Source organism: Nitrospirota bacterium, assembly GCA_016194305.1.
Classification (GTDB): domain Bacteria; phylum Nitrospirota; class Nitrospiria; order JACQBW01; family JACQBW01; genus JACQBW01.
The window spans coordinates 167,266-188,640 of sequence record JACQBW010000007.1; the positions used below are offsets into that span (position 1 = coordinate 167,266).

17 protein-coding genes are annotated in these 21,375 nt (G+C 45.9%); 10 read left to right on the plus strand and 7 right to left on the minus strand.

Annotation, left to right across the window (positions count from 1 at the left end; translation table 11 throughout):
- Nucleotides 1-91: 91 nt before the first annotated feature.
- The 7 genes from HY200_03290 to HY200_03320 all read left to right on the plus strand — a co-directional run bounded on the left by HY200_03290 (nucleotide 92) and on the right by HY200_03320 (nucleotide 8,102).
- Entirely contained in the window at nucleotides 92-1,594 is a 1,503-nt protein-coding gene (locus HY200_03290) for a HAMP domain-containing histidine kinase (protein MBI3593955.1), read from the plus strand.
- Complete coding sequence (locus tag HY200_03295; protein ID MBI3593956.1) at nucleotides 1,572-2,921, plus strand: sigma-54-dependent Fis family transcriptional regulator; 1,350 nt, start codon at nucleotides 1,572-1,574, stop codon at nucleotides 2,919-2,921. Before HY200_03290 ends, HY200_03295 begins: the two co-directional genes overlap by 23 nt.
- Nucleotides 2,908-3,555 carry a hypothetical protein gene (locus tag HY200_03300; GenBank protein ID MBI3593957.1) on the plus strand — a complete coding sequence of 216 codons (648 nt, stop codon included), beginning with the start codon at nucleotides 2,908-2,910 and terminating at the stop codon, nucleotides 3,553-3,555. The genes HY200_03295 and HY200_03300 overlap by 14 nt, the downstream gene beginning before the upstream one ends.
- Nucleotides 3,556-3,814: 259 nt before the next feature.
- Nucleotides 3,815-4,492 carry a tetratricopeptide repeat protein gene (locus tag HY200_03305; GenBank protein MBI3593958.1) on the plus strand — a complete coding sequence of 226 codons (678 nt, stop codon included), beginning with the start codon at nucleotides 3,815-3,817 and terminating at the stop codon, nucleotides 4,490-4,492.
- On the plus strand, nucleotides 4,489-5,478 hold the full coding sequence (locus HY200_03310; GenBank protein MBI3593959.1) for a hypothetical protein: 990 nt from the start codon (nucleotides 4,489-4,491) through the stop codon (nucleotides 5,476-5,478). Before HY200_03305 ends, HY200_03310 begins: the two co-directional genes overlap by 4 nt.
- A gap of 21 nt (nucleotides 5,479-5,499) precedes the next feature.
- A complete protein-coding gene (locus tag HY200_03315) occupies nucleotides 5,500-6,261 on the plus strand; it encodes a gamma-glutamyl-gamma-aminobutyrate hydrolase family protein (GenBank protein MBI3593960.1) in 762 nt (253 codons plus the stop codon).
- Between the two features lie 134 nt (nucleotides 6,262-6,395).
- Nucleotides 6,396-8,102: a PAS-domain containing protein gene (locus HY200_03320; protein ID MBI3593961.1), complete on the plus strand. Its 1,707-nt coding sequence runs from the start codon at nucleotides 6,396-6,398 to the stop codon at nucleotides 8,100-8,102.
- A 273-nt stretch (nucleotides 8,103-8,375) separates the two neighbouring features.
- On the opposite strand, the gene HY200_03325 is transcribed toward HY200_03320, so the two are convergent.
- From HY200_03325 to HY200_03340, 4 genes are all read right to left on the minus strand, one after another.
- Nucleotides 8,376-9,806: an insulinase family protein gene (locus tag HY200_03325; protein ID MBI3593962.1), complete on the minus strand. Its 1,431-nt coding sequence runs from the start codon at nucleotides 9,804-9,806 to the stop codon at nucleotides 8,376-8,378.
- Nucleotides 9,793-11,310, minus strand: a complete 1,518-nt coding sequence (locus HY200_03330) for an insulinase family protein (GenBank protein MBI3593963.1) — start codon at nucleotides 11,308-11,310, stop codon at nucleotides 9,793-9,795. Before HY200_03330 ends, HY200_03325 begins: the two co-directional genes overlap by 14 nt.
- A 13-nt stretch (nucleotides 11,311-11,323) precedes the next feature.
- Nucleotides 11,324-11,968 (minus strand): HAD-IA family hydrolase, encoded by a 645-nt coding sequence (locus tag HY200_03335; protein ID MBI3593964.1) that lies wholly within the window; start codon nucleotides 11,966-11,968, stop codon nucleotides 11,324-11,326.
- 96 nt (nucleotides 11,969-12,064) lie between these two features.
- Nucleotides 12,065-12,622 (minus strand): hypothetical protein, encoded by a 558-nt coding sequence (locus tag HY200_03340; GenBank protein MBI3593965.1) that lies wholly within the window; start codon nucleotides 12,620-12,622, stop codon nucleotides 12,065-12,067.
- Nucleotides 12,623-12,748: 126 nt separating this feature from the next.
- On the opposite strand from HY200_03340, the gene hemL reads away from it, so the two are divergent.
- The 3 genes from hemL to HY200_03355 all read left to right on the plus strand — a co-directional run bounded on the left by hemL (nucleotide 12,749) and on the right by HY200_03355 (nucleotide 17,763).
- A complete protein-coding gene (gene hemL / locus HY200_03345) occupies nucleotides 12,749-14,026 on the plus strand; it encodes a glutamate-1-semialdehyde 2,1-aminomutase (GenBank protein MBI3593966.1) in 1,278 nt (425 codons plus the stop codon).
- A 67-nt stretch (nucleotides 14,027-14,093) separates the two neighbouring features.
- On the plus strand, nucleotides 14,094-14,822 hold the full coding sequence (locus HY200_03350) for a hypothetical protein (protein ID MBI3593967.1): 729 nt from the start codon (nucleotides 14,094-14,096) through the stop codon (nucleotides 14,820-14,822).
- A gap of 133 nt (nucleotides 14,823-14,955) precedes the next feature.
- A complete protein-coding gene (locus HY200_03355) occupies nucleotides 14,956-17,763 on the plus strand; it encodes a PD40 domain-containing protein (protein ID MBI3593968.1) in 2,808 nt (935 codons plus the stop codon).
- Between the two features lie 48 nt (nucleotides 17,764-17,811).
- Here HY200_03355 and HY200_03360 read toward each other — a convergent pair whose 3' ends face one another.
- The 3 genes from HY200_03360 to HY200_03370 all read right to left on the minus strand — a co-directional run.
- A complete protein-coding gene (locus tag HY200_03360; GenBank protein MBI3593969.1) occupies nucleotides 17,812-18,639 on the minus strand; it encodes a hypothetical protein in 828 nt (275 codons plus the stop codon).
- A 7-nt stretch (nucleotides 18,640-18,646) separates the two neighbouring features.
- Nucleotides 18,647-19,285: a hypothetical protein gene (locus HY200_03365; protein ID MBI3593970.1), complete on the minus strand. Its 639-nt coding sequence runs from the start codon at nucleotides 19,283-19,285 to the stop codon at nucleotides 18,647-18,649.
- Nucleotides 19,285-21,375 (minus strand): chitobiase/beta-hexosaminidase C-terminal domain-containing protein (locus HY200_03370; protein MBI3593971.1); only part of this gene is annotated, 2,091 nt, incomplete at its 5' end. The genes HY200_03370 and HY200_03365, both read right to left, overlap by 1 nt.

Sequence of the window (21,375 nt, forward strand, 5' to 3'; positions counted from 1 at the left end):
TCAGTTTAGACTATTCCCAAAATCATGTCAAATTCTTAAAGTTTTCAAAGAGTTTGACAATAAACTGCCAGTCCGATAAGATAATTTCCCAATGCCTAAAGTCAAACAACCCTTACATCCTCTCCCTCTTCCCAAAAAAGGGCTACTTCTTAAATTTATCGTCTCCTATACGATCCTGATTGGCGCGGTATTTCTGGGAGGCGGTTGGCTCCTTTTCTACCATGTCAAGAATGCCCTGGACGAAGAGCTATCCAAGCGAATTATTGGAATTTCAGAAATCGTTTCAGCGACCACTTCACCCGCTTATCTTAAAAAAATAGGGCCGGGAGATGAACATTCTTATCTCTATAACCACCTGCTCGATTCGATCAAGAAGATCCAGGAAAAATCTCACGTCAACGATATCTTCATATTTGATCAAAGTAACCGGATCATTATTGACTCGGATGAAGAGGTCCCTATCGGAAATGTTTATCAATTCCTTAAACTCGACCAGACAGAACTCGAGGAGGTGTGGAATGGAAAGACTTCATCCTCTATTTTATACAAAGGAAAAGACGGAAAATTTTATAAATCGGGATATGCTCCCATTTTTGACGACCAGGGGCAGATCTTTGCCGTCGCCGGAGTCGAAGCGGGCGCGGATTTTCTTGAAATTTTAACTGAATTCCGAAGGAATATCTTTCTTCCGGCCTTTTTAATATTTCTCTTTATCATTATCGTCAGCTGGCTCATTTCCCGCTCGATCATCAATCCCATCAAACAACTCGTTGCCTCTATGGATCGCATCGGAAAAGAACAGGATTATGCCAAGGTCCTTGTGACAACCGAAGATGAAATTGGCTTCTTGAGCAGCCGATTCAATGATATGATCGACCATATCAGTGAAAAGGACGCCCTGCTAAACGAGAGAGTCGCCACTTTGGAACGAATGTCCGCAACGGTGGCGCATGAAATCAGAAATCCGTTAGGGGCTATCGAACTCAATGCCGAATTTCTGGAAAGAAAAACCGGAGATGAGAAGCTGAAAGTGATTACCAGAACGATTATTGAAGAAGTTAAAAATTTGAACGGTATCGTTACGGACTTTCTCGCCTTTTCTAAAGAGCCGCGATTGAACAGAACCCCGGTCGCGCTGGAACCTTTTCTTCAAAAAATTATCCAGATGGCCTGCGCAGCGCATAAGGAAATTCCAGTCAAGGCAAAACTTGAAATTCCACCCGATTTTCCACTGATTGAAATTGACGAAAACGAATTCAGAAAGGCCCTTCTCAATATTACTTTGAATGCCATCGAATCGATGCCGGAGGGCGGGAATCTTTCCATTTCTGTAACGCTTCAGGAACGCAAATGTACCCTCATTTTATCGGATACCGGGCATGGCATTCCTGACACAGTTAAATCCATGATATTTAACCCGTTTTTTACAACGAAAGAAAGTGGAACCGGGCTGGGTCTGGCAATTGCACATAAGATTATCGCGGGTCACCAGGGAACTCTTTCTTTTCTAAGCCAAGTTAATAAGGGAACCGATTTTGTCATTACGATTCCACTGAGGGGCGGTCAAAAAAATGAAAAAAATATTAATAGCTGAAGATAAAGAATCCATGAGAAAAATGTTAATCGAAGTTTTCTCGGAAAAGGGATATGCCGTCACGGAATGTCAGGACGGGGATGAAGCCATCGAAAAAATAGGCGACGACGTCTTTGACATTATCCTGACAGACCTGAAAATGCCAAAAAAAGATGGCATCGATGTTCTCAAGGCCGCCAAGGGCAAATTTCAAGAAACATCGGTTATTGTCATGACCGCCCATGGCACTATTGAAAATGCGGTGGAAGCGATGCGTATCGGGGCATTTGACTATATCCTAAAGCCGTTTTCATTAAATGAAATCGAGGTGAAGGTCGAAAGAGCAATTCAGAGAAATACGCTCTTGACGAGAAATCTGGTTGGAAAGGACTCCGATGATCACTTTGGCGAACTCATTGGGAAAGAGGAGAACATCCAGAAGATTTACAGGATCATTGAAAAAGTGGCCCCGCAGCCGACCTCTGTTCTGGTTTTGGGCGAAAGTGGCACGGGAAAAGAGATTGTAGCAAGAGAGATTCACAAAAGAAGCACGCGTTCCACAAAGCCGTTTGTGACGGTGAACTGTGCCTCTCTGGCTGAAACACTTCTGGAAAGCGAGCTCTTTGGACATGAAAAAGGAGCATTTACCGGGGCGCTTTTCCAGAAGAACGGCCGATTTGAGCTGGCAAACGGAGGAACCCTTTTTCTGGATGAAATCGGAGAAATCAGTCCTGCGATTCAGGTCAAGCTTTTACGTTTCCTCCAGGAAAAAGAATTCGAACGCGTGGGGGGCACGAAAACGATAAAGGTGGATGTCAGAATTATTGCGGCGACCAATCGGGAAATAAAACAAGAAGTTCTGGAAAAACATTTTAGAGAGGATCTCTACTATCGGTTAAACGTGGTGACCTTAAAACTCCCTCCCCTCAGAGAAAGACCCGGCGATATCGAACGGCTCTGTCAGCATTTCCTCAAGAGGTATAATCAGGAACTTAATAAGCAGCATCGCCTCTCTCCAGAGGTCTTAAACCTCTTCACAAAATACCGTTGGCCGGGAAATATCCGGGAACTGGAAAATGTCATTGAAAGGGGCGTCGTGCTTTCGGAGGAAGAAGAGATCCGGCTGGCGGATATTCCAGCCGAAATGCTTGAAGAAGGCATCGGTCTCAAACCGACCTTATCCACGGATGGGCCGCTCAAACTTCCGGATCAGATGGATACTCTGGAACTGGAAATATTGAAAAAGACACTGGAAGAAAATCACTGGAACCAAACCAAAACCGCAAAGATTCTTGGATTAAAGCGAAGTTCATTACAATACAAAATGAAAAAATATGGTCTTATATAAAAGACTTGCGCTATTGCGGCTGGCTCTTTTGGTCCTTATCTTGTCACTCGCCTCTAACCCTGCGATGTCTGCATCGGAGGAGCTCCAGGTTCTAAAAGGTAAAATGACCGTCCTGCAGGACCAGATCGCCCAGGAGGAAATCCAGGGGAAAAACCTGGCCATCAAGGAATCTCAGCTGACCAAAAAAATAAAGCTTTTGAAGAAAGACGCCCGTTCCAAGCCAAGCCTTCTTTCGAATCTCCGGATTGAAAGTTTGCTTAAAGAATTGCGTGAAAACCTGATAATCCAGCAGGAGAACGAAAATCGGCGTTCTCTTCTCGAAGAGCAGATCATTCAGACAAAAGCGGATCTCGATTCCAAAATGGAAGTTGAGGTCAGCAGGCTGATCGAATCCGCCCGGGAAGCCTTCAAGACCGGCGACGAAGCGCGGTCTGACCGATTCTATCAGGAAGCGCTTCACCTGATGGAAGAGCGGAAACAATTTCAAACAGAAGCGATTGTCCTTTCTCCCGCTCCTCCCCCTTTCGGAGAATTCATCCTGGATGGAAAAGAGTCGCTCGATAAACTAAGGGAAATCGCCGACTTCGCCATTCACGATCTTGAAAATATCCGAAAGGAAATTAGACTTCTCTAAGAGAATAAAAAAAGAATTCAGGAAGAAATTGCACTCCGAAAAAACCTGGTCAAGTACCCGGGCCTGCTGGAAAGAGGCGAGAGCAACCCCCCCTTTCGGATTGAATCGATCGAAAAAGAACTGATTCAATTTGAAAAAAAAGGCAAAATATTGGAAAATAAACTAAGTCAAATTCAGGAATCAAGCAAGCTTCTCTCCAGGAAAGTCCGGGAAATCGAGCGGATTATCCAGCAAAAAGAACCTTAACTAAGGGACCCCCTTGAAATATTTTAAACGCATCTTTTTATTGGCCATTTGTCTTATCACCTCCCTTTTTCTAGTCAACTGTGCATCCCGTCCGATTTCCCAGGAGGGATACCGGGCTCTAGAAAAAGGAAACATCGACGAAGCGATCCGCTTCTTTAAAGAGGATCTTCAGCATAATCCGGATGACACCCGGGCGAGAAACAATCTCGCGGTCGCCTATATGCGCCAGATACGTTATGAGGACGCTTTTAATGAGCTGCAAAAAGTGATCGCTCAAAAGCCGGAAGACGCAAGAGCCCACTATAATTTGGCGCTCGTGTATTATTACAAAAGACTTCTAAACGAAGAGATTGAGGAATATCGAAAGTGCATCGCTTTGCTCCCTTCCCATTACGGTGCTCATTTAAATCTTGGGCATGCCCTCCTTTCAAAGGGGGATAAGGCCGGGGCATTGGAACAATACCAATGGGTCATTGAGAAAAATCCATACAATGCTAAAGTCAATTTCATTCTCGGAATTCTCTATAGTGAATTAAAAGAGGATCAAAAGGCCATAAAATTATTCAGTCATTATCTCGAGCTTGATCCGCAAGGTCCTTTTGCCAAGGAGGCCAAAAACCATTTGGCAGAACTTGGAAAGAAACCTTTCACTCCTGATTCTTCGAAAAAGTCGATCAAGGAAAATGAATGAAAAACATTCTTCCGGTCGTGTTTTGCTATAGTCTCTTGATTTTGGGTGCGGGACATTCGGCGCAGGCTGAAAAAATCAGGTCTGAGATTTCTACCGGGCTTGATCTGAAATATGTCGATAATGTGATATCCATCATTGACTCAAACGGAAATAGTTTGGAAAGGGAACCGGATTTCATTTATGAACCCTATCTGGTTTTTCGGCTAAAGATAAAAGACCCCGTTTATTCGCAAAAAGTTGCGGTTACTTTTTCTTACGATGGTTATATAGATCATTCTGTACTAGACTATCCCAGTTACGCGCTTCTTTTCGAGCAAGGGATGGGGGAAAATACATTTTTGACTTTGAAATACTCCCTCATCCCGTATTTAATCGTGGGAGACGAAGACCCTACGAATGCAAATACGTCGAATCCAATAGATTCCGGCCTCAATTACCGGTTGCAGAACTTTACGGTCTCAATCGATAGAGATTTAAACAGACAATTGAACGTTTACCTCTATGGAAGAGAAATGCTAAAAGACTACAACATTCCTTTGGCATACCGCACGGCCATCGCCAATAAATTTGGGGGAGACGTCACTTACTATGTGAGCCGGCAGACGCTCTTGTTGCTCGGGATATCTTATGAAATCAATGAATCTCAAAAAGGAACACCCGTTGGATCGGCCATACCCTATCTGGACGATACCGACTACACCTCTCCCGGGTTTAGCATTCTAGGGCTCCGACATTTGAATTCAAAAAATATCTTTCGTCTGAAATACCTTTTTAAACTGCGAAATTATGCGACTTCCGATCCTTCAGAATTGCTTCATTTTGCCAGAAATGACCGGATTCATGATATCTTGATCTCCAATACTTTTAAATTCAATTCACAATGGTCCTGGAAATCAAGTTATGAACATTTCAGGAGGGATTCTGATCATTCATATGCTGACTATACTGAAAACAGCTTGACCATCGGGATAGATTATCTTTTTTAACGCGTCATTTGACAGGAGTGATTGAAAAAGGCCCATTTAAATAGGAGACCCCTTATTGGCGTTACACCAGATTTCAACGGAAATCGTCCTGAATTTGGAGGAAATGAACCGACCTGTTTTGTCCGAACCCGGTATCTCAACGCAATTTGGGAAATGGGCGGAATTCCCGTGATTCTTCCACTTACACAGAAGAAGGGCGCGGCTCGAATTGTCCTTGATAAAATCGACGGCCTGCTCCTGACCGGAAGCGGACCTGACATTCCCCCTTCTTATTATAACGAAAGACAGAAATACAAATATCAACTCATTCACCCTTCCCGAACCCAGTCTGAAATGGCTCTGTGCCGCCATGCGCTGAAAGAAAATCTCCCGATTCTTGGAATATGCGGCGGGACTCAGCTACTGAATGTCACACTAAAGGGATCACTGGTACAGGATATTCCTTCAGAAGTGAGTACTTCGATTTCCCACCGGCAGAAAGAAAAATTTGAAAAGACTTCTCACTGGGTCCATATCGCGCCAGACACCTTGCTTTACAAGATTTTGAGAGAATACCAGATTAAGGTTAATTCCTCACATCATCAGTCGATAAAAAAGACAGGTCGAGATATCAAGATCAATGCAGTCTCTCCGGATGGCGTCATCGAAGGGGTTGAGATTCCAGGCCATCCATTCGCACTGGGAGTACAATGGCATCCCGAGTGGATGGTTCAGAAAGATAAACCCTCCAGAAAGATATTAAAAGCTTTTATCGACGCAGCAAATATTGCCAGACAAAACTAGGTCACTCCATTTCCTTTTTGACAAATCTTGTCTTTTTTAATATATTTTTAACAATGGCGTGAATTTATATTTAAGATTTATTATTTCTAGCTTTTTGTCGTTGCGGGCCCGACTCCATCTGATGAGAAAAAGAAATGATGTCTATTGTTGGAAAGATGGATCTCCTCTTAAAAAATTTAAAATCCCATTCCCTGTTCCTGATCGTTGCCTGCCTCGAATTCACAATCGGCTGGGCTGATTTTCATACCAGCTACTGGCTTTCCCTCAGGGTCCTTTATATCGTCCCGATCTTTCTAGCCACGTGGTACGGCTCCCGTGGCATGGCATTCGGAATTTCCATCATTTCTGCCACCATCGGTTCGCTTGACCTGTACCGGGAACTGCTTCCGGGCGCAACAAACTGGATTTTTATTTATAATTTATTGGAAGAAGGACTCCTCTTTTCATTCTTTTTCCTCTTTATTTTCCAATTAAAAATCCAATACTTCAGGAGTTTCCAGGAAAAAGAAGAACTTCTGAAAGCCAATTCTTTCCTGAATGCCACTTTGGAATCAACAACAGATGGCATTTTGGTCGTCGACAAGGAAGGGAAAACAATCTATTTGTACAATGATCGATTCCTGACCCTGTGGCAAGTACCACAAAGCCTCGTTCAGAGTATTAAAGAGAGCCGTGATGACCACCCGTTATTGACCTTCGTAACGTCACAATTGAAAGACCCCGTTTCATTCTTCGAAAAGGTCAGAGAGCTTTACAGCCATCCTGATGCGGAAAGTTTTGACACCCTCGAATTGGCAGATGGAAGGGTATTTGAACGTTACTCCAGGCCGCAATTGCTCGAGGGCAAGAACTTTGGGAGAGTCTGGAGTTTTCGGGACGTCAGTGAAAGGAAAAGAGCCGAGATTGAACTTCTCAAATCAATGAAACTGGAGTCCATAGGCCTCCTGGCCGGAGGGATAGCCCATGATTTCAATAATATTTTAACGGCAATCCTGGGGAACGTTTCACTTGCCAAACTGGGTATTGATCCTGACAATGCTTCTTCTGTTTATCTTAATGAGACCGAAAAGGCGGTTCTCAACGCAAGAGATCTGGCCAACCAATTATTAACTTTTACAAAGGGGGGAGCTCCTCAAAAAAAAATCGTTTTCCTCCCTCCCCTTTTAAAGGAAGCGATTACTTTTGCCCTAAGAGGATCTCACATTCAGTCGAAATTTTATTTTCCTGATAATCTCTGGACCACCGAAATCGACCCCGGGCAGATCACGCAATTGGCTCATAATCTCGTGATTAACTCAAAACAGGCCACCGGAGAAGGAGGAGAAGTCGTCATTCGGGCTGAAAACATTTTAATGGATGATCTGACAGCACAAAAGTTCTCATTGGAACCCGGTTTTTATCTCCTGATCTGTTTTAAAGATAATGGCAGGGGAATTCCGGAAAAAGATATTGGCAAGATATTCGATCCGTTCTTTACGACAAAAGACGGGGGATCTGGATTGGGCCTGTTTTCAGCCTATTCCATTGCCAAGAATCACGGCGGCACCATTACCGTCGAATCGCAACCCGGCCGGGGCGCATCCTTTCTTGTCTACCTCCCTGCCGTGACCGACAATCCGATTAAAGGGTCTGATACAAAACAGTCTTCCATTACATTTGGATCCGGGAAGATACTCCTCATGGACGACGATGAAACAGTCAGAAATATGGCAACCCGGATGCTCCAGACCCTGGGATATGAGGTTTCCGTGGCGAGCAAAGGTGAAGAGGCATTTGAAATGTATAAGAATGCCAAGAAAACAAACGCGTCTTACGATGCGGTCATTCTTGACCTGACCTGACTATTCAGGGAGGAAAGGGAGGGAAACAGACGCTCAAGGAGTTATTAGCCTACGATCCTGAGGTACGGGCAATCGTCTCCAGCGGGTACTCGAATGACATGGTTCTCTCTAAATACCTGGAATTCGGATTTAAGGGTTCTGTACCGAAACCTTATCGTATTCAAGACCTCGGCAGAACATTAAACTCAATATTAAAAAACGCGGCAACTGAATCTTAGTACAGATCGCCTAAAAAAGCTGACAAACGGAGTCGCCGGTCAAGCCCATCTCAATCTACGGGTTAGTCAGGGGAATCGTATTTACCGGTCCAAATATGGAAAGGGAATGGTCAAATTGGGACGACTTTCCAACGATTAACAGGGTCATCCCGTCGGGGTGTATATATTTCTGGGCAACTCTCAGGACATCCTCGCGAGTCACTTTGGATACATGGTCTCTGAACTGTTCCATAAAATCTTCCGGAAGATGATAGTATTCGAGTGAGATCTGTCTCGAGACAATCTGCGCCGAATTCGTAAATGAAAATATGAAAGAATTTAAAAAGGAGTCTTTTGCCAATCGGAGTTCTTCGGCGCTCACAGGCTCGTCTCTCATTTTCTTGATGTTTTCAAGAATTGCCGAAACGGACTGAATCGTATTTTTAGACATGGTCTGACTAAAGGCAAAAAAGGTTCCCACCTCAATATTACCGGGATTGAAAACTGTTCCGACAGAGTAGGCCAAACCCTTGCGGGTTCTGACTTCCTGAAAAAGCCTGCTGGAGAAGGCCTGCCCGCCAAGAATGTCGTTCATCACAGAGAGAGGAAAGTAATCCGGGTTGTTTTGTTTGATTCCAAGATGCCCGATTCGAATTGAAGACTGCGTGAGGTCCTTTTCAACCAGATTAACGGTTGATTTATATTCCGGATGAATGGGGGTGAATTCTGGAAGCATCTCCTTTCTTTTTTCCCAATTCTTAAATTTATTTTCCAGTTTTTGTATCACCTCTTCTGATTTGAAATCTCCGGCAACTCCCAGAATGATGGCATCCGGATGAAAATACTTCGAATAGTACTCGATGCAATCCTGGCGTTTAATCTGGGAAATCGTATCCAGTGTCGTCTCTCTTGCAAAGGGGCTCTCCGTCCCATAAAGCAGTTTTAAAAACTCGCGGCTTGCAATACTGGACGGGTTATCGTTCTTCCGCCGGATATTTTCAACCTCCTGATTCTTCAACAGCTGCAATTTTTCTTCCGAAAACTTCGGATGCAAGAGAATATCCGAAAACAAATCCAGGCCCTGGTCAAAGTCTTTAGTCAGAACATTCAAACCACCGCCACCGGCTTCACCCCCAATCCAGATCGAAATTGAAGCGGAGAGAAATTCCAGCTCTTCATCGACCTCATCACCCGATTTTTCACCGGCACCCCCCGTCCGCATCAAGGCACCGGTCATCGAAGCGAGTCCGATCTTGTCGGCCGGCTCATAGATGCTCCCGGCTTGAACCATAAACGAGATATTCACGAGGGGGAGTTCATGATCCTCGAGGAGGTAAAGCACCATTCCGTTCGACAATTCTGTCCGCTTGCCTTTCGGAGGATGAAACACGAGCGGTTCAAATTGCAGGGAAGGTGGCGTCGCCCGGCATTCTGCCCCATAGGACGCCAAAAAAACAAAGACCAAAAGAACAAATAAAGATATTTTGAACTGGCTATGGTTTTTCATTTTGGACCTTTTCGTTCGAACCCGTTTTGCTGAGAGTCGCGACTACTTTATTGGCATTCACAAAGTATTTTTGAGCCACCCGGATAATGTCCTCCGCCTTGACATTTTCCAGTTCCTTGCGAATTCTCAAGAGATATTTCCAATCCCCGGTTAATGCCTCATAATAAGAGAGTTGGCCCGCCAATCCGCTGTTAGATTCCATCCCTCTGATGAGCGATCCATCAAATTGATTCTTCAATTTCTGGATTTCGGTCGAGCTCACCGGTTCTGTCTTCAAGAGCGAAATTTCATCATCAATGCCTTGCTCAAGCTCTTCCAGGGAATGAGGTGCCCTGGGTGCTGCAGTTATGAAGAACAGGCTCGGGTATTTTCCTCCAGGCGTCGCGGAATCTGTCCCGATCGATTGGGCAATCTGTTTTTGGACGACAAGATGTTTGTACATACGGGACGTACGCCCATCGGACAGAAGAGAGTCGATAATGTCAAAAATAATACTGTCGGCATGACTCACCGCAGGGCGATGGTATCCGATATAAATTAGAGGATTCGCATCAAATTCAATGTGCGTCCTCCGTTCCCCTTCCTGCCTCGGTTCAACAAAAGGTACCGCCGGCGGAACAGGTCGGGACGGAATGCGGCCAAAGGTCTTCTCCATTTCCCGAATGACCTGATCGGGTTGAATGTCTCCGACGATCGAAATGACAATATTGTTAATGCCATAATAGGTTTTAAAGAAATCTTCTGTCTGCTTGCGGCTTAGTGATTGCACATCCTGCGACCAACCGATCACAGGCAATCCGTACGGATGAACCCAAAACGCCGTACGCATGAGCGCTTCATAAAGCTTGCCGTTTGGAGAATTCTCTGTCCGCATCCTCCGTTCTTCCAGAACCACCTGTTTCTCTTTGTAGAATTCTCTCAGTACGGGGTGGGTCATTCGATCACTTTCAAGTGCAATCCAGAGGGAAAGCCTGTTAGAAGGGAGGCTGACGGTATAATTTGTAAAATCTTTTCCGGTCGACGCATTAAATCCGGTCGCCCCGTTCCGCCGGTAGATTTCTCCCACTTCATTCGGTATGGAATAGAGACTCTCTTTTTTTTCAAGCAAATCCATCGTCGCTTCCAGTTTCTTTATTTTCTCCGCATTTCCAAGTTCACCACGCTCCCGCTCTTCTTTCAACTCGGCAAAGGTCCTATCCAGACTTTCAAGAACGGGTTTCTCTGACGGATAGTCTTTGGTGCCGATTTTCTCAGTCCCTTTAAATGCCATATGCTCGTAAAGGTGGGCAATGCCTGTGATTCCCGGAATTTCATTGACAGAACCTGCCTTATAAGTAATCTGGAAAGAAACGGTCGGAGAAGCATGCCTCTCAACCATTAACAAGACCAGACCATTCTTAAATGAGTGTTTAATCACCCGGCTGGATAAATCTTCGGCCCGACTCTCGAACATCGGGGAAAGAAGAACCATAACAAAAAGTATCCGTGCTAACCTTTTTCCCATAGGTATCAGACCCTTACTTTATCCAGTTCCTAATTTGTAAAATGTCGTCGCAATAGTAATCCGGCTGAGCGGCTTTGAGTCGATCAGGTTGGGTCAGTCCATAACCCACCGCACAGGAGCTTGCACCGGCACTTCTCGCAGCCTGAATGTCATTGACGCCATCCCCGATCATTAAAGTCCTCTCCGGAGCAACCTCGAGGTCTTCGATGACTTCAAGCAACATCTGCGGATCAGGTTTCAGGCGAGTTTCCGGCAGACTCCCGACAATCAATGTGAAATAATCCCTGATCTTGAGACCATCCATAATCCTGGAGGTATAATCGGCCGGTTTATTGGTCACAACCGCCCGATGTTTCTGTTCGTAATATTTCAGAACTTCTTCGACACCAGGATAAAAAGTGGTGGAATCAACCAGGTGATTCAAATAGTGTCTTCGAAATACCTGTATTGCATTTTCAAATTCGGGTCCCGACTCTATTCCGATTGCCTTTCCCAGCAGTTTCCGGACACCATCTCCGATGTAACTGTAAATGGTCTCAACTTCTCTCTCGGGAAATCCAAGTTCTTTCAAACATAAGTTGACAGCGAGGGCCAGGTCTCCTTTGGTGTCGAGAAGGGTGCCGTCCAGATCAAATATGAGTAGATCAAATTCTTTCATAAATTCCTATCGAAAGTGGCTTGCGTCGCCCCCTCAATCGGCAAAGCCGAATTGAGCCTCCCCGTCTCGCTCACTTTGTTCGCTGGGAAAGTCTTGTTAAGGGATTTTGATCACGAAGGGTTCTACCCTCCTGAGTGTCTCATCCACGATATAACTGTTGCCGAGATGCCTGACCTCTCCATCCATATTTTGGACATTTTTGGGATCGACGATAATCTCTCTGACTTCGTTAAGATGAACGGCCAGTCTGTCCAGGGCCCAGGTTGCAGGCCCTCCAACCGCATTTCCCTTCAAATCATAAAGGCTTCCCCAGGTCTGTTCGACAAATTGAGATCGGTCCGGCACCCAGCTGATCAGGGCCTTTTGATGAATCAGTTTTTCTGCATATTTATCGCGGGCACTCAGGGCAAATATGGCGTGTTCCTCTTTCACCAGAAAAAAATCATAATCTCTGCGCCAGGCGGTATTCACCCCTGCTTGAATCTGATCGATTGAAACGGTTTTGACCTCTGAGAGCTCTTTGTAATCAACCGCAGGGATGAGAAATTTAACCCCGATCCAGACAAAGGCGAGAAACAACAGAACCGGGAAAACCGTCCCTGTAAGCAGGGAAGAAAAACCTTTCGGAACATCAGGATTTTCCTCTTCTTGCATTCGCCCTGCACTCCCTTTGTTAAGTTTTTCAATATAAGGGAAATGTCGTCAGGATTCAATTCTTTTTTGCCTTGCATTGGAATACCGATCCACCTAGAATGAGCACTTTTAAATTCGGAGGAGAGCATGACTCGATCGCAAATACTCTTTGAAAAAGCCAAAAAGCTGATACCTGGCGGGGTAAACTCTCCAGTCCGGGCATTCAAAGCGGTGGGTGGAAATCCGTTATTTATCAAAAAAGCACAGGGATCAACCATAACTGATGAAGATGGAAATCGATACCTCGACTTCGTCCTATCATGGGGTCCGATGATTTTGGGGCATTCACACCCCCTCATCCTGGATAAAATACGGAAAGGGCTGAATCATGGAACAAGCTTTGGAGCATCGACTTCGCTAGAGATTGATATGGCCGGGTTAATTCATCAGGCGATGCCATCTATCGAAATGGTCCGAATGGTCAGCTCCGGAACGGAAGCCGCGTTAAGTGCAATCCGGCTCGCCCGCGGATATACGGGAAGAAACAAAATATTAAAATTTGAAGGATGCTACCACGGCCATTCGGACTCACTACTTGTCAAGGCTGGTTCCGGAGCCGCGACGCTTGGGATTCCTGACAGCGCTGGAATTCCGAGAGATTTTGCAAAACATACCCTGACCGGCACCTATAATGATCTTGGATCGGTCAATCGTTTAGTCAAAAAATTTGGATCGGATCTGGCGGCCATTATCGTGGAACCCGTCGCAGGGAATATGGGACTCGTTCTCCCTTCAGAAGGCTTTCTGGAGGGGTTAAGGAAAATCTCCTCGCGAAATGGAAATCTCCTGATCTTTGATGAAGTCATCACGGGTTTCCGTCTTTCCTATGGCGGAGCCCAGGAATATTACGGGATCAGTCCCGACCTCACCTGTCTGGGAAAAATCATTGGAGGAGGATTGCCGGTCGGAGCTTATGGCGGCAAAAGAAAGATCATGTCCCATATTTCCCCCATGGGTGCTGTCTATCAGGCGGGAACGCTTTCGGGAAACCCTCTTGCCATGAGAGCCGGAATTGCCGCGCTTCAGCTCCTCAAGAAAAAGAAGCCTTATGATTCACTTGCAAAAAAGACTTCATTTCTCGCCGAAGAAATTCGAAAAGCGGGTAAAAAAGAGAACATCGCACTTTCTGTTAACCAGATCGGTTCGCTCTTTACCCCCTTTTTCACTTCCCGATCCGTTACCGACTATCCATCGGCAAAGAGCTCCGATACCCGTCGATATGGAAGGTTTTTCAACCTGATGCTTAAGGAAAGGATCTATCTCCCACCTTCACAGTTTGAAACTTCATTTCTTTCTACGGCCCATTCCGACAGAGATCTGGAAAAAACGATCCTTGCAGTCCGAAAGGTGTTTAAGAAACTTTAAAAATAAAGTGTTTCCAATTAAGATTTGACAATATTCTCTTAAATCTCTAAATTCTAAAAATAAATATTTGAAATCGACGCGTTTAAAATGGGGAGAAAAAAACACGACACGATTGAAACTTTTTTCATTGTCGCTCCTGCTGGCAATCGGCACTACGGCTTGTTCCCACGCCCTGCACATCACTAATCTTGATTCCTATGACACTCCTCCTTTGGTTCCCGCAGCTGATTCGATAAGAATCGGTGTGAAGTCACAAGATTTAGTCCATAAAGATAATTCGAGATATATCGTCGCGATCGTCCAGTCACTTCAAGATCAATCGGGCGGCATGATCAAACATGTCACCTTTCCGTTTGATCCATCTGTTCAAGAGGGTCAGGTCGATCTGTTGCTCGATATTTCAATTTTTCCTAAATATTCAGGAAGAAAGAGCAACTTCTTTATCAATTGGCCCGGATTCTTGATTTGGGCGCCGGCAATCTGGGGATATGGGTATCAGGCGGAAATCCAAACCCATGTCAATATCCAGGACTTAAGGACAAAAAACACCAAAGAAATGACTATTTCGACCAGCTTTTCCTTTAGAGAATCTGAAATGGATCGAACCTGGACTGAAATCGGCTGGCTTGAAGTAAGCTTGATTCCCTTCTTTAGCGGATTTTATTTTACTCAATACGACCCGGATGTCACAAAAGATTTTATCACGAAGGTCTCTCCAACCTATGGATTCTTTGTCACCAAAAAAATAATTGAAGCCATAACGGAAGTGAGGACCTATAAAAAACCAGATCTTTAAAAATCGCCTTTCCAGCGCTTTCCTGAAAGTAATAAAAAACGGGGGTTTCCAACTTAATTTTTGCGGAACACTTGTCCTTGTCTTCTCCCTGTTCGCAGGAGGCTGTGCTGTCAGTTTCAGGGGAGTGCAAAAATTGGATCCTTCGCTCAACTGGAAAACTCTGGGGACTGAACATTTCATCGTTTACTTTCATGACGGAGAAGAAGCTCAGGGAAGAAAAGCGGCCCAGTATGCCGAAGAGATCCAATTGCTCCTCGTTGAAAAACTAAAATGGCCTCCCGCCTCGGAAAAAACCCACATCGTCCTCCTGGACTTTATTGATAGTCCTTATGGCGCCACGCTCCCCTTCCCTCACAATGCAATCTATATTGGTTTGACGCCTCCTTTCGGCAGTCCCGTTCCCTTTCTGGTGGGTTACGATAACTGGCTGAAGGAGGTCATTGCTCACGAGTATGTTCATGTCCTTCATCTGGATATGCATGAAGGCGTTTCAACCATTATTCGCAAGATCTTTGGACGTGAACCGTTTCCTGTCCTGGTATTTAACGGTGCATTTCCGAATTTAATCCAACCCGATTGGTTGATCGAGGGCTTGGCAACCTATGAGGAAAGTGCTCTGGGAGTCAGTGACCGGAGGGATAATCCCTACGCGGAGATGATTTTGAGAATGGCAGTTCTTGAAAATCATTTTCCGACCATCGATCAGGCGGGTGGAATGGAGAGCTGGCCCGGGAACCAGATTCAATACCTGTTTGGCGCCCGATTCTACGATTTCCTTTCGAAAAGATTTGGCGAGCAAGTTCTCATCAATTTAAGCAGGGAATATAGCAGCAAGGTTGGACCTTTTTTTGTCGATTCGACCGCAAGAATTATTCTCGGACAATCTTATTCCTCCCTTTGGAATCAGTGGAAAGATGAGATAACCGTTGCCGCTCTTAAGAAGAGAGCCTCCGTGGTCCAGGAAGGAATCACAAAAACTGACTCACTCACTCATCGAGGAGATTATACCCTGGGACCCAAAATGAGTCCGGACGGAAATTGGCTGGTTTATACGTCAATCAATGAAGATGAATTCCCTTCTCTACGACTTATCCAGATTCAGACGGGTCAGGATCGCAAATTAATTTCCAGAAACCTCGGGTTCGAATCTTCTTGGTCCAGAGATGGAAAGAAGCTTGCCTTTTCTCAGCTGGAAATTTTCAATAACTATTCCGAATTGAGCGACCTCTACCTCTATGACATGAATAAGAGAAATCTCAGCCGCCTGACCTATGGCAAGAGATTCAGGGACCCTGATTTTAACCCCGATGGCAGGAGTTTGGTCGCCATTGAAAATCAGAAGGGCAGTACCCGAATTATTCTTTATCAGCTTGATTCGGGTCTCACCGAAACCGTTGACTGGACAGACCCTGATACGGTATTGAGTCACCCGAGATGGTCTCCGGATGGAAAAACGATTGTTGCCTCAGGATGGAAAGGCGGCCTGACCGGTCTATTTCTTCTTCAAATGGATCAAAAAAAAATGATTCCCCTTCTTCTGGACCGATATATGAATTTGACCCCCGCTTGGACACCTGACGCCAAAAACATTGTTTTTTCCAGTGACCGGGGGGGAATTTACGATCTCTATTCCTTAAACCTGGAATCCCGGACAATATCTCAATTGACACATCTCCTGGGCGGAGCTTTCACCCCTGAAGTGTCCCCTGATGGAAAAGGAATCATTTTTTCCGGGTACCATAGTCACGGATTTGACCTTTTTAGAATGAACTGGCCGTCAACCGTAGACCGGAGTCTTGTTAGTTCTGTTCCGGAAGAACAAATCGCTCTCGAAGACCCGAAACTCCCTGTTAACGCCCTCTCGGAAACCTATTCTTCATGGCCCACCGTTCTGCCCCGATTCTGGATGCCACTTGCCGGTGGAGACGAATCAGGCCTTCAACTGGGGGGAATGACCGCCGGCACAGATATCCTGGGCCGGCATCGTTACGATGCACTTTTGTTATATGGTCTTTCCTCAGGCCGGCCCGCCGGTTCATTTCAATACGACAACAACGCTTTCTACCCAACTTTGCACTTCGGGATGGACTTTCTGCCACTTGTGTACCCCAACCTGTTATTAAATTCCCAAGGAAAGGAATTGGACTATTGGGAAAATAGATTTCGAACAGAATTGGACATTTCCTATACCTGGAACCGGGTAGCGAAGGTCAATCTCTTAAAAGGAGGGTATATTTATGAATCCTTTTCATCCCTTTCAACCGTTCCACAGGTCGGTCCTCAGCCTCAAACCGGTTCGTTGCGGGGACTCCATCTAACTTATTTATTAAATACATCAAAAGAATTTGGATTTTCGATCAGCCCGGAAAAAGGTCGTAAAATTCAAATTCACTCTGCCTGGTTTACAGACCGGCTCGGAAGTGACTTCAATCAAAACCGATTCGTCGCTTCGTGGCATGAATATATTCCGTTCTTCTTTGATCATCAACTCGTTGCGGCCCGGCTCACTGCCGCTTCTTCAACGGGGGATCCCCTTGTACAGCGGGCGTTTCAGGTCGGTGGCCCCGATTTTATGGAGGAAACCATTGTTCCGGAACAGAGTGACTTTTTTCTCAGAGGCTATTCCATACGGCTTCTTAGAGGAAACAAAGCCGCCATAGGTTCATTGGAATACCGATTTCCCATTTATAACATCGAACAGGGTTACCGGTCATGGCCCTTCTTCTTCAAACGAGTACACGGTGCTCTCTTTTTTGATATCGGAAACGCCTGGGATCAGGATACTGCCTTACCTGATTTTAGAAGGGGGTTTGGAGCCGAATTCAAGACGGATATGCTTTTTTCTTACCTGCTACCTCTCAGACTTCGCCTGGGTGTCGGAAGAGGCGTCGATACCCAGGGGGTCACTCAATTTTATTTTATGACCGGAAACAGTTTTTAGGCTTAGATGGCCTCGTTTCATCGTTCCGGATTAGACTCAATCCATTGTTCACTCAATATTCAAGTCAGTCAAGACTGCCTGAAGCGGAATAACGTCCATCGCGTCATTCCGAAAATCCACCCCTTCCATTGAAAATTTGGCAAAACCGGACATTTTAGCCTTGAACGTAAAAATAGCCAAAACACCTGAACCCGTTATTCCACTGACTTGTCCCACCCGCGTAAGACCGATGATAATCCGACCTTGTTCAGGTTGATTCGAATTGAGAAATAAGACCTGTTGGTGATCTTGGGACAGGAAATTGCCTTGCAACACTTTTACCAATTCCAGCAAATTAGGATTATACATCAGGTAAAACGGGGCGGAAAAGAGTCTTTCGACCTGATTAATGGCAATGGTCAGAAAAACCTGCTCTCCCACGTGGATGAGGCTCGAAGAGGGTGTCCCGACGATTAAAGAAGGGGCTGGATTGGGAGTAGTCGCGTTTCCATCTGAATGAGTGACCGAATCCGAAGTTGTCGCGTTATTTTGGAAGGTCACTGTCGATTGGGGAGAAAGTTTGGTGAATATGTCTTTGCGGTCTTCTTTTCTTTCGCTGCCTGAAATAGGAGGCGGGGGCGGGGCGGAATTGTCAGCTTCCGGGCTTTCTTCTTCTTTCAGGTTCAGGGATTCCGTCTGATGGGAAGGGCGATTGTCCCTGGGACTATTTCGATCCGAATTCAATCCTTGGCTTGACGGTTTTTTCCCGGACGTTGAATCGAGTTGTTTTTCAATCCGATTGCTCAGATGATCATACGCCTCCTCATTTGCCGCCGCACAACCTATGATCGGTAATAGAAGCAACCAAAAAGAAACGTTCCAAAATTTCTTTGTCATCAATGAATCAGGAACCCATCAATTCGCCAGTAACCCAGGTCAAGGGAGGAAGAGGAGCAGGAGGAGCAGGAGGTGGAGTCGGAGCAAGAAGATTATTAATTTCGAAATTTGGATTACTGCTTCCGATAGCAATAGCCTTAAAGGTCAGCTGGATCATAACGCCGCTTCCTTTAACTCCCGCTCCATTCTGTTGAGTAACACCAACCACGAGGCGATTATTGGTATTAGATTGGAGTGCGGCAAGATAATTCACCTTAACACCGCCATTGTCTTCAAAAAAAGTTCCCGGAGCAAATGAAACAAAAGTGACCAGGCTGGGGTTAAATACCAGATCAAAGGCTGCCGCCGAAGAAAGACTCGATAAATTAGTGACCTCCACATCCAGAGTAATCGTATCCCCTTGAACTGACTTTTTGGTCACGCTAATCAAATTGCTGGTGACATTCGTAGAAGAGGGTAAAAAATCCGGAGTAATGCTTGTACTGACGGGTGCTCCGGCACCGCCGCCCCCTCCGCTGCTTCCGCCGCAGGCTGAAAAAATCAGAACAAGGGTGCAAATCAAGGCCAGGGATAAGAGCCCCCGAGTCCTCCTGATCATCGTTTGAAAAATTGCCAGTGTAAATTTTGCAATTGTCATATTTTCCATTATTGAACCTTTCCAAAATTAATTGCCATAATCGTCAAATCTTTTCCGTCCACAATCCCGTCGTTATTCAAATCCGTCAGAGCATTCCAATTGGTTTTTGAAGGATCAGACCCAAAGGCACGTCCGAGTTCCTCCAGATCATATCCGTCAATTCGGTTAGCCGATGCGGGAATAAGCATGCTGACATTTCCTGCATCCCCGAGTATCGCAGACCTCGTCACAAAAGCGGCGTCGACTCCGCAAACCTTGTTGCCTGTCGTTGAGACGCAGAATCGATAATGATAGAAAGTATTTGCTAACAGGCCATTTACATCCTGATGAAAGTCGAGGGGAGTGTTTCCGGAAATAATCTGACTCGTGGTATTTGTACCGTAGGTCTGGTCTGTGCCGAATTCAAACCATGCGGTTCCAGAATTCCCGTTGGCATTGCCAACCCCGGAAAAATTGGCGGAGTTTGTGGTCAAAAGCGTTACGGGACCTGACGTCGCATTCGCCAGGAGGGTATAGACTTCAGTCCGGACACTTTCCTCATTTCCCGCTTTATCCGTGGAAAAAAACTTGAGGGTGGTATCGGCCATAATCGATATCGGTCCTGTATAGAGAAGCGATGTCACCGTCGGAATTGAACCATCTGTCGTAAAATAGGTTTCAGAACAGCCGGAATTGTTATCTGAACAGGCGAGACTCACTGTTTGACTTGTCCCATAACTTCCTCCCGGCGGGGAAGCCAAGGTCGCAGGAACAACAGAATCAATGATATAAGTCTGTGTCTTAACCGGTTCTAAATTTCCAGCGACATCTTTTGAAAAGAATTTTAGTGTCGTATTTGACGATATGAGAATGGGAGTTGTATAGACGGCTGACGATGTCGTTGGAATCGTTCCATTCGTCGTGTAGTAAGTTGCCGCACAACTGGAAAACTTGATGGTACACATTAAACTGACGCTCTGCGGTGTGCGATAGGCCCCGGCCGAAGGATTCGCAGCGGTAATCAGGCCGTCGACTGAAAAGGCCGCCGGCAGGCTGATAGAGAGCCCGCCTCCTGCCACAGGATTCGTCACCGTGACATTATAAGTTCCCACTTGCAGAGAGGTATTGAGCCAGTAAATGGAAATCCTGCTGCTGGAAAGGTAAACAAAAGGATGCGCTGCCGTAGCCGGTACCGTTGAAGTAACGGCCGTTCCAGTCAGCGTTCCGACTGAAATGGTCGCTCCGGGCACAAAGTTTGTCCCTGATATCGTTAAGGCACTGCTTGGCGTTATTCCATAGGTTGCACTGGATGGACTCACCCCGGTCAGGGTTGGTTGCGGAATGACTACCGCAAAAGCCGATGCCAGGATTTCAGAAAGTCCGCCGCCCGCCGCGGGATTCGTCACCGTCACGGGATAAGCCCCCGGTAAGAGAGAGGTGTTTGCCCAGTAGAAGGAGAGTTTACTGCTGGAAAGATAAACAAACGGATGAGCTGCCGTGGCAGGCGTATTTAATACAACGGCTGCTCCTGTCAAGTTTCCAACTGAAATGATTGCCCCAGGGGCAAAATTTGTCCCAATAATCGAAACATCCCCACCGGGCGTTACCCCATAGGTCACGCCGGAAGGACTGACTCCTGAAAGAGTCGGTTGGGGGGGGACAATCGTAAAAGCCGCCGGAAGGATTGCCATCAGTCCGCCTCCTGCCGAAGGATTGGTCACCGTCACGGTATAAGATCCCGGTGCAAGGGAAGTATTTGCCCAGTAAAACGAAAGTCTGCCGCTTGAAAGATAGACAAAAGGTGTGGACGCCGTAGCTGGTGCGACGGATGGGATGGCTGTTCCTGTCAGCGTTCCGATTGAAATGGTAGCCCCGGGGGCAAAGTTCGTCCCTAAAATCGTTACATCCCCGCTGAGTGTGACCCCGTAGGTCAAACTGGAAGGAATCACCCCCGAGAGGGATGGCTGGGGAGCAACGACTTTGAAAACCGCCGGCAAACTCGCAGATTGTCCCCCTCCCGACAATGGATTGGTCACCATCACATCATATGTTCCTGCTGATAGAGAAGTATTGCTCCAATACACAGAAAGTCGGGTGCTGGAAAGATAAACAAACGGATT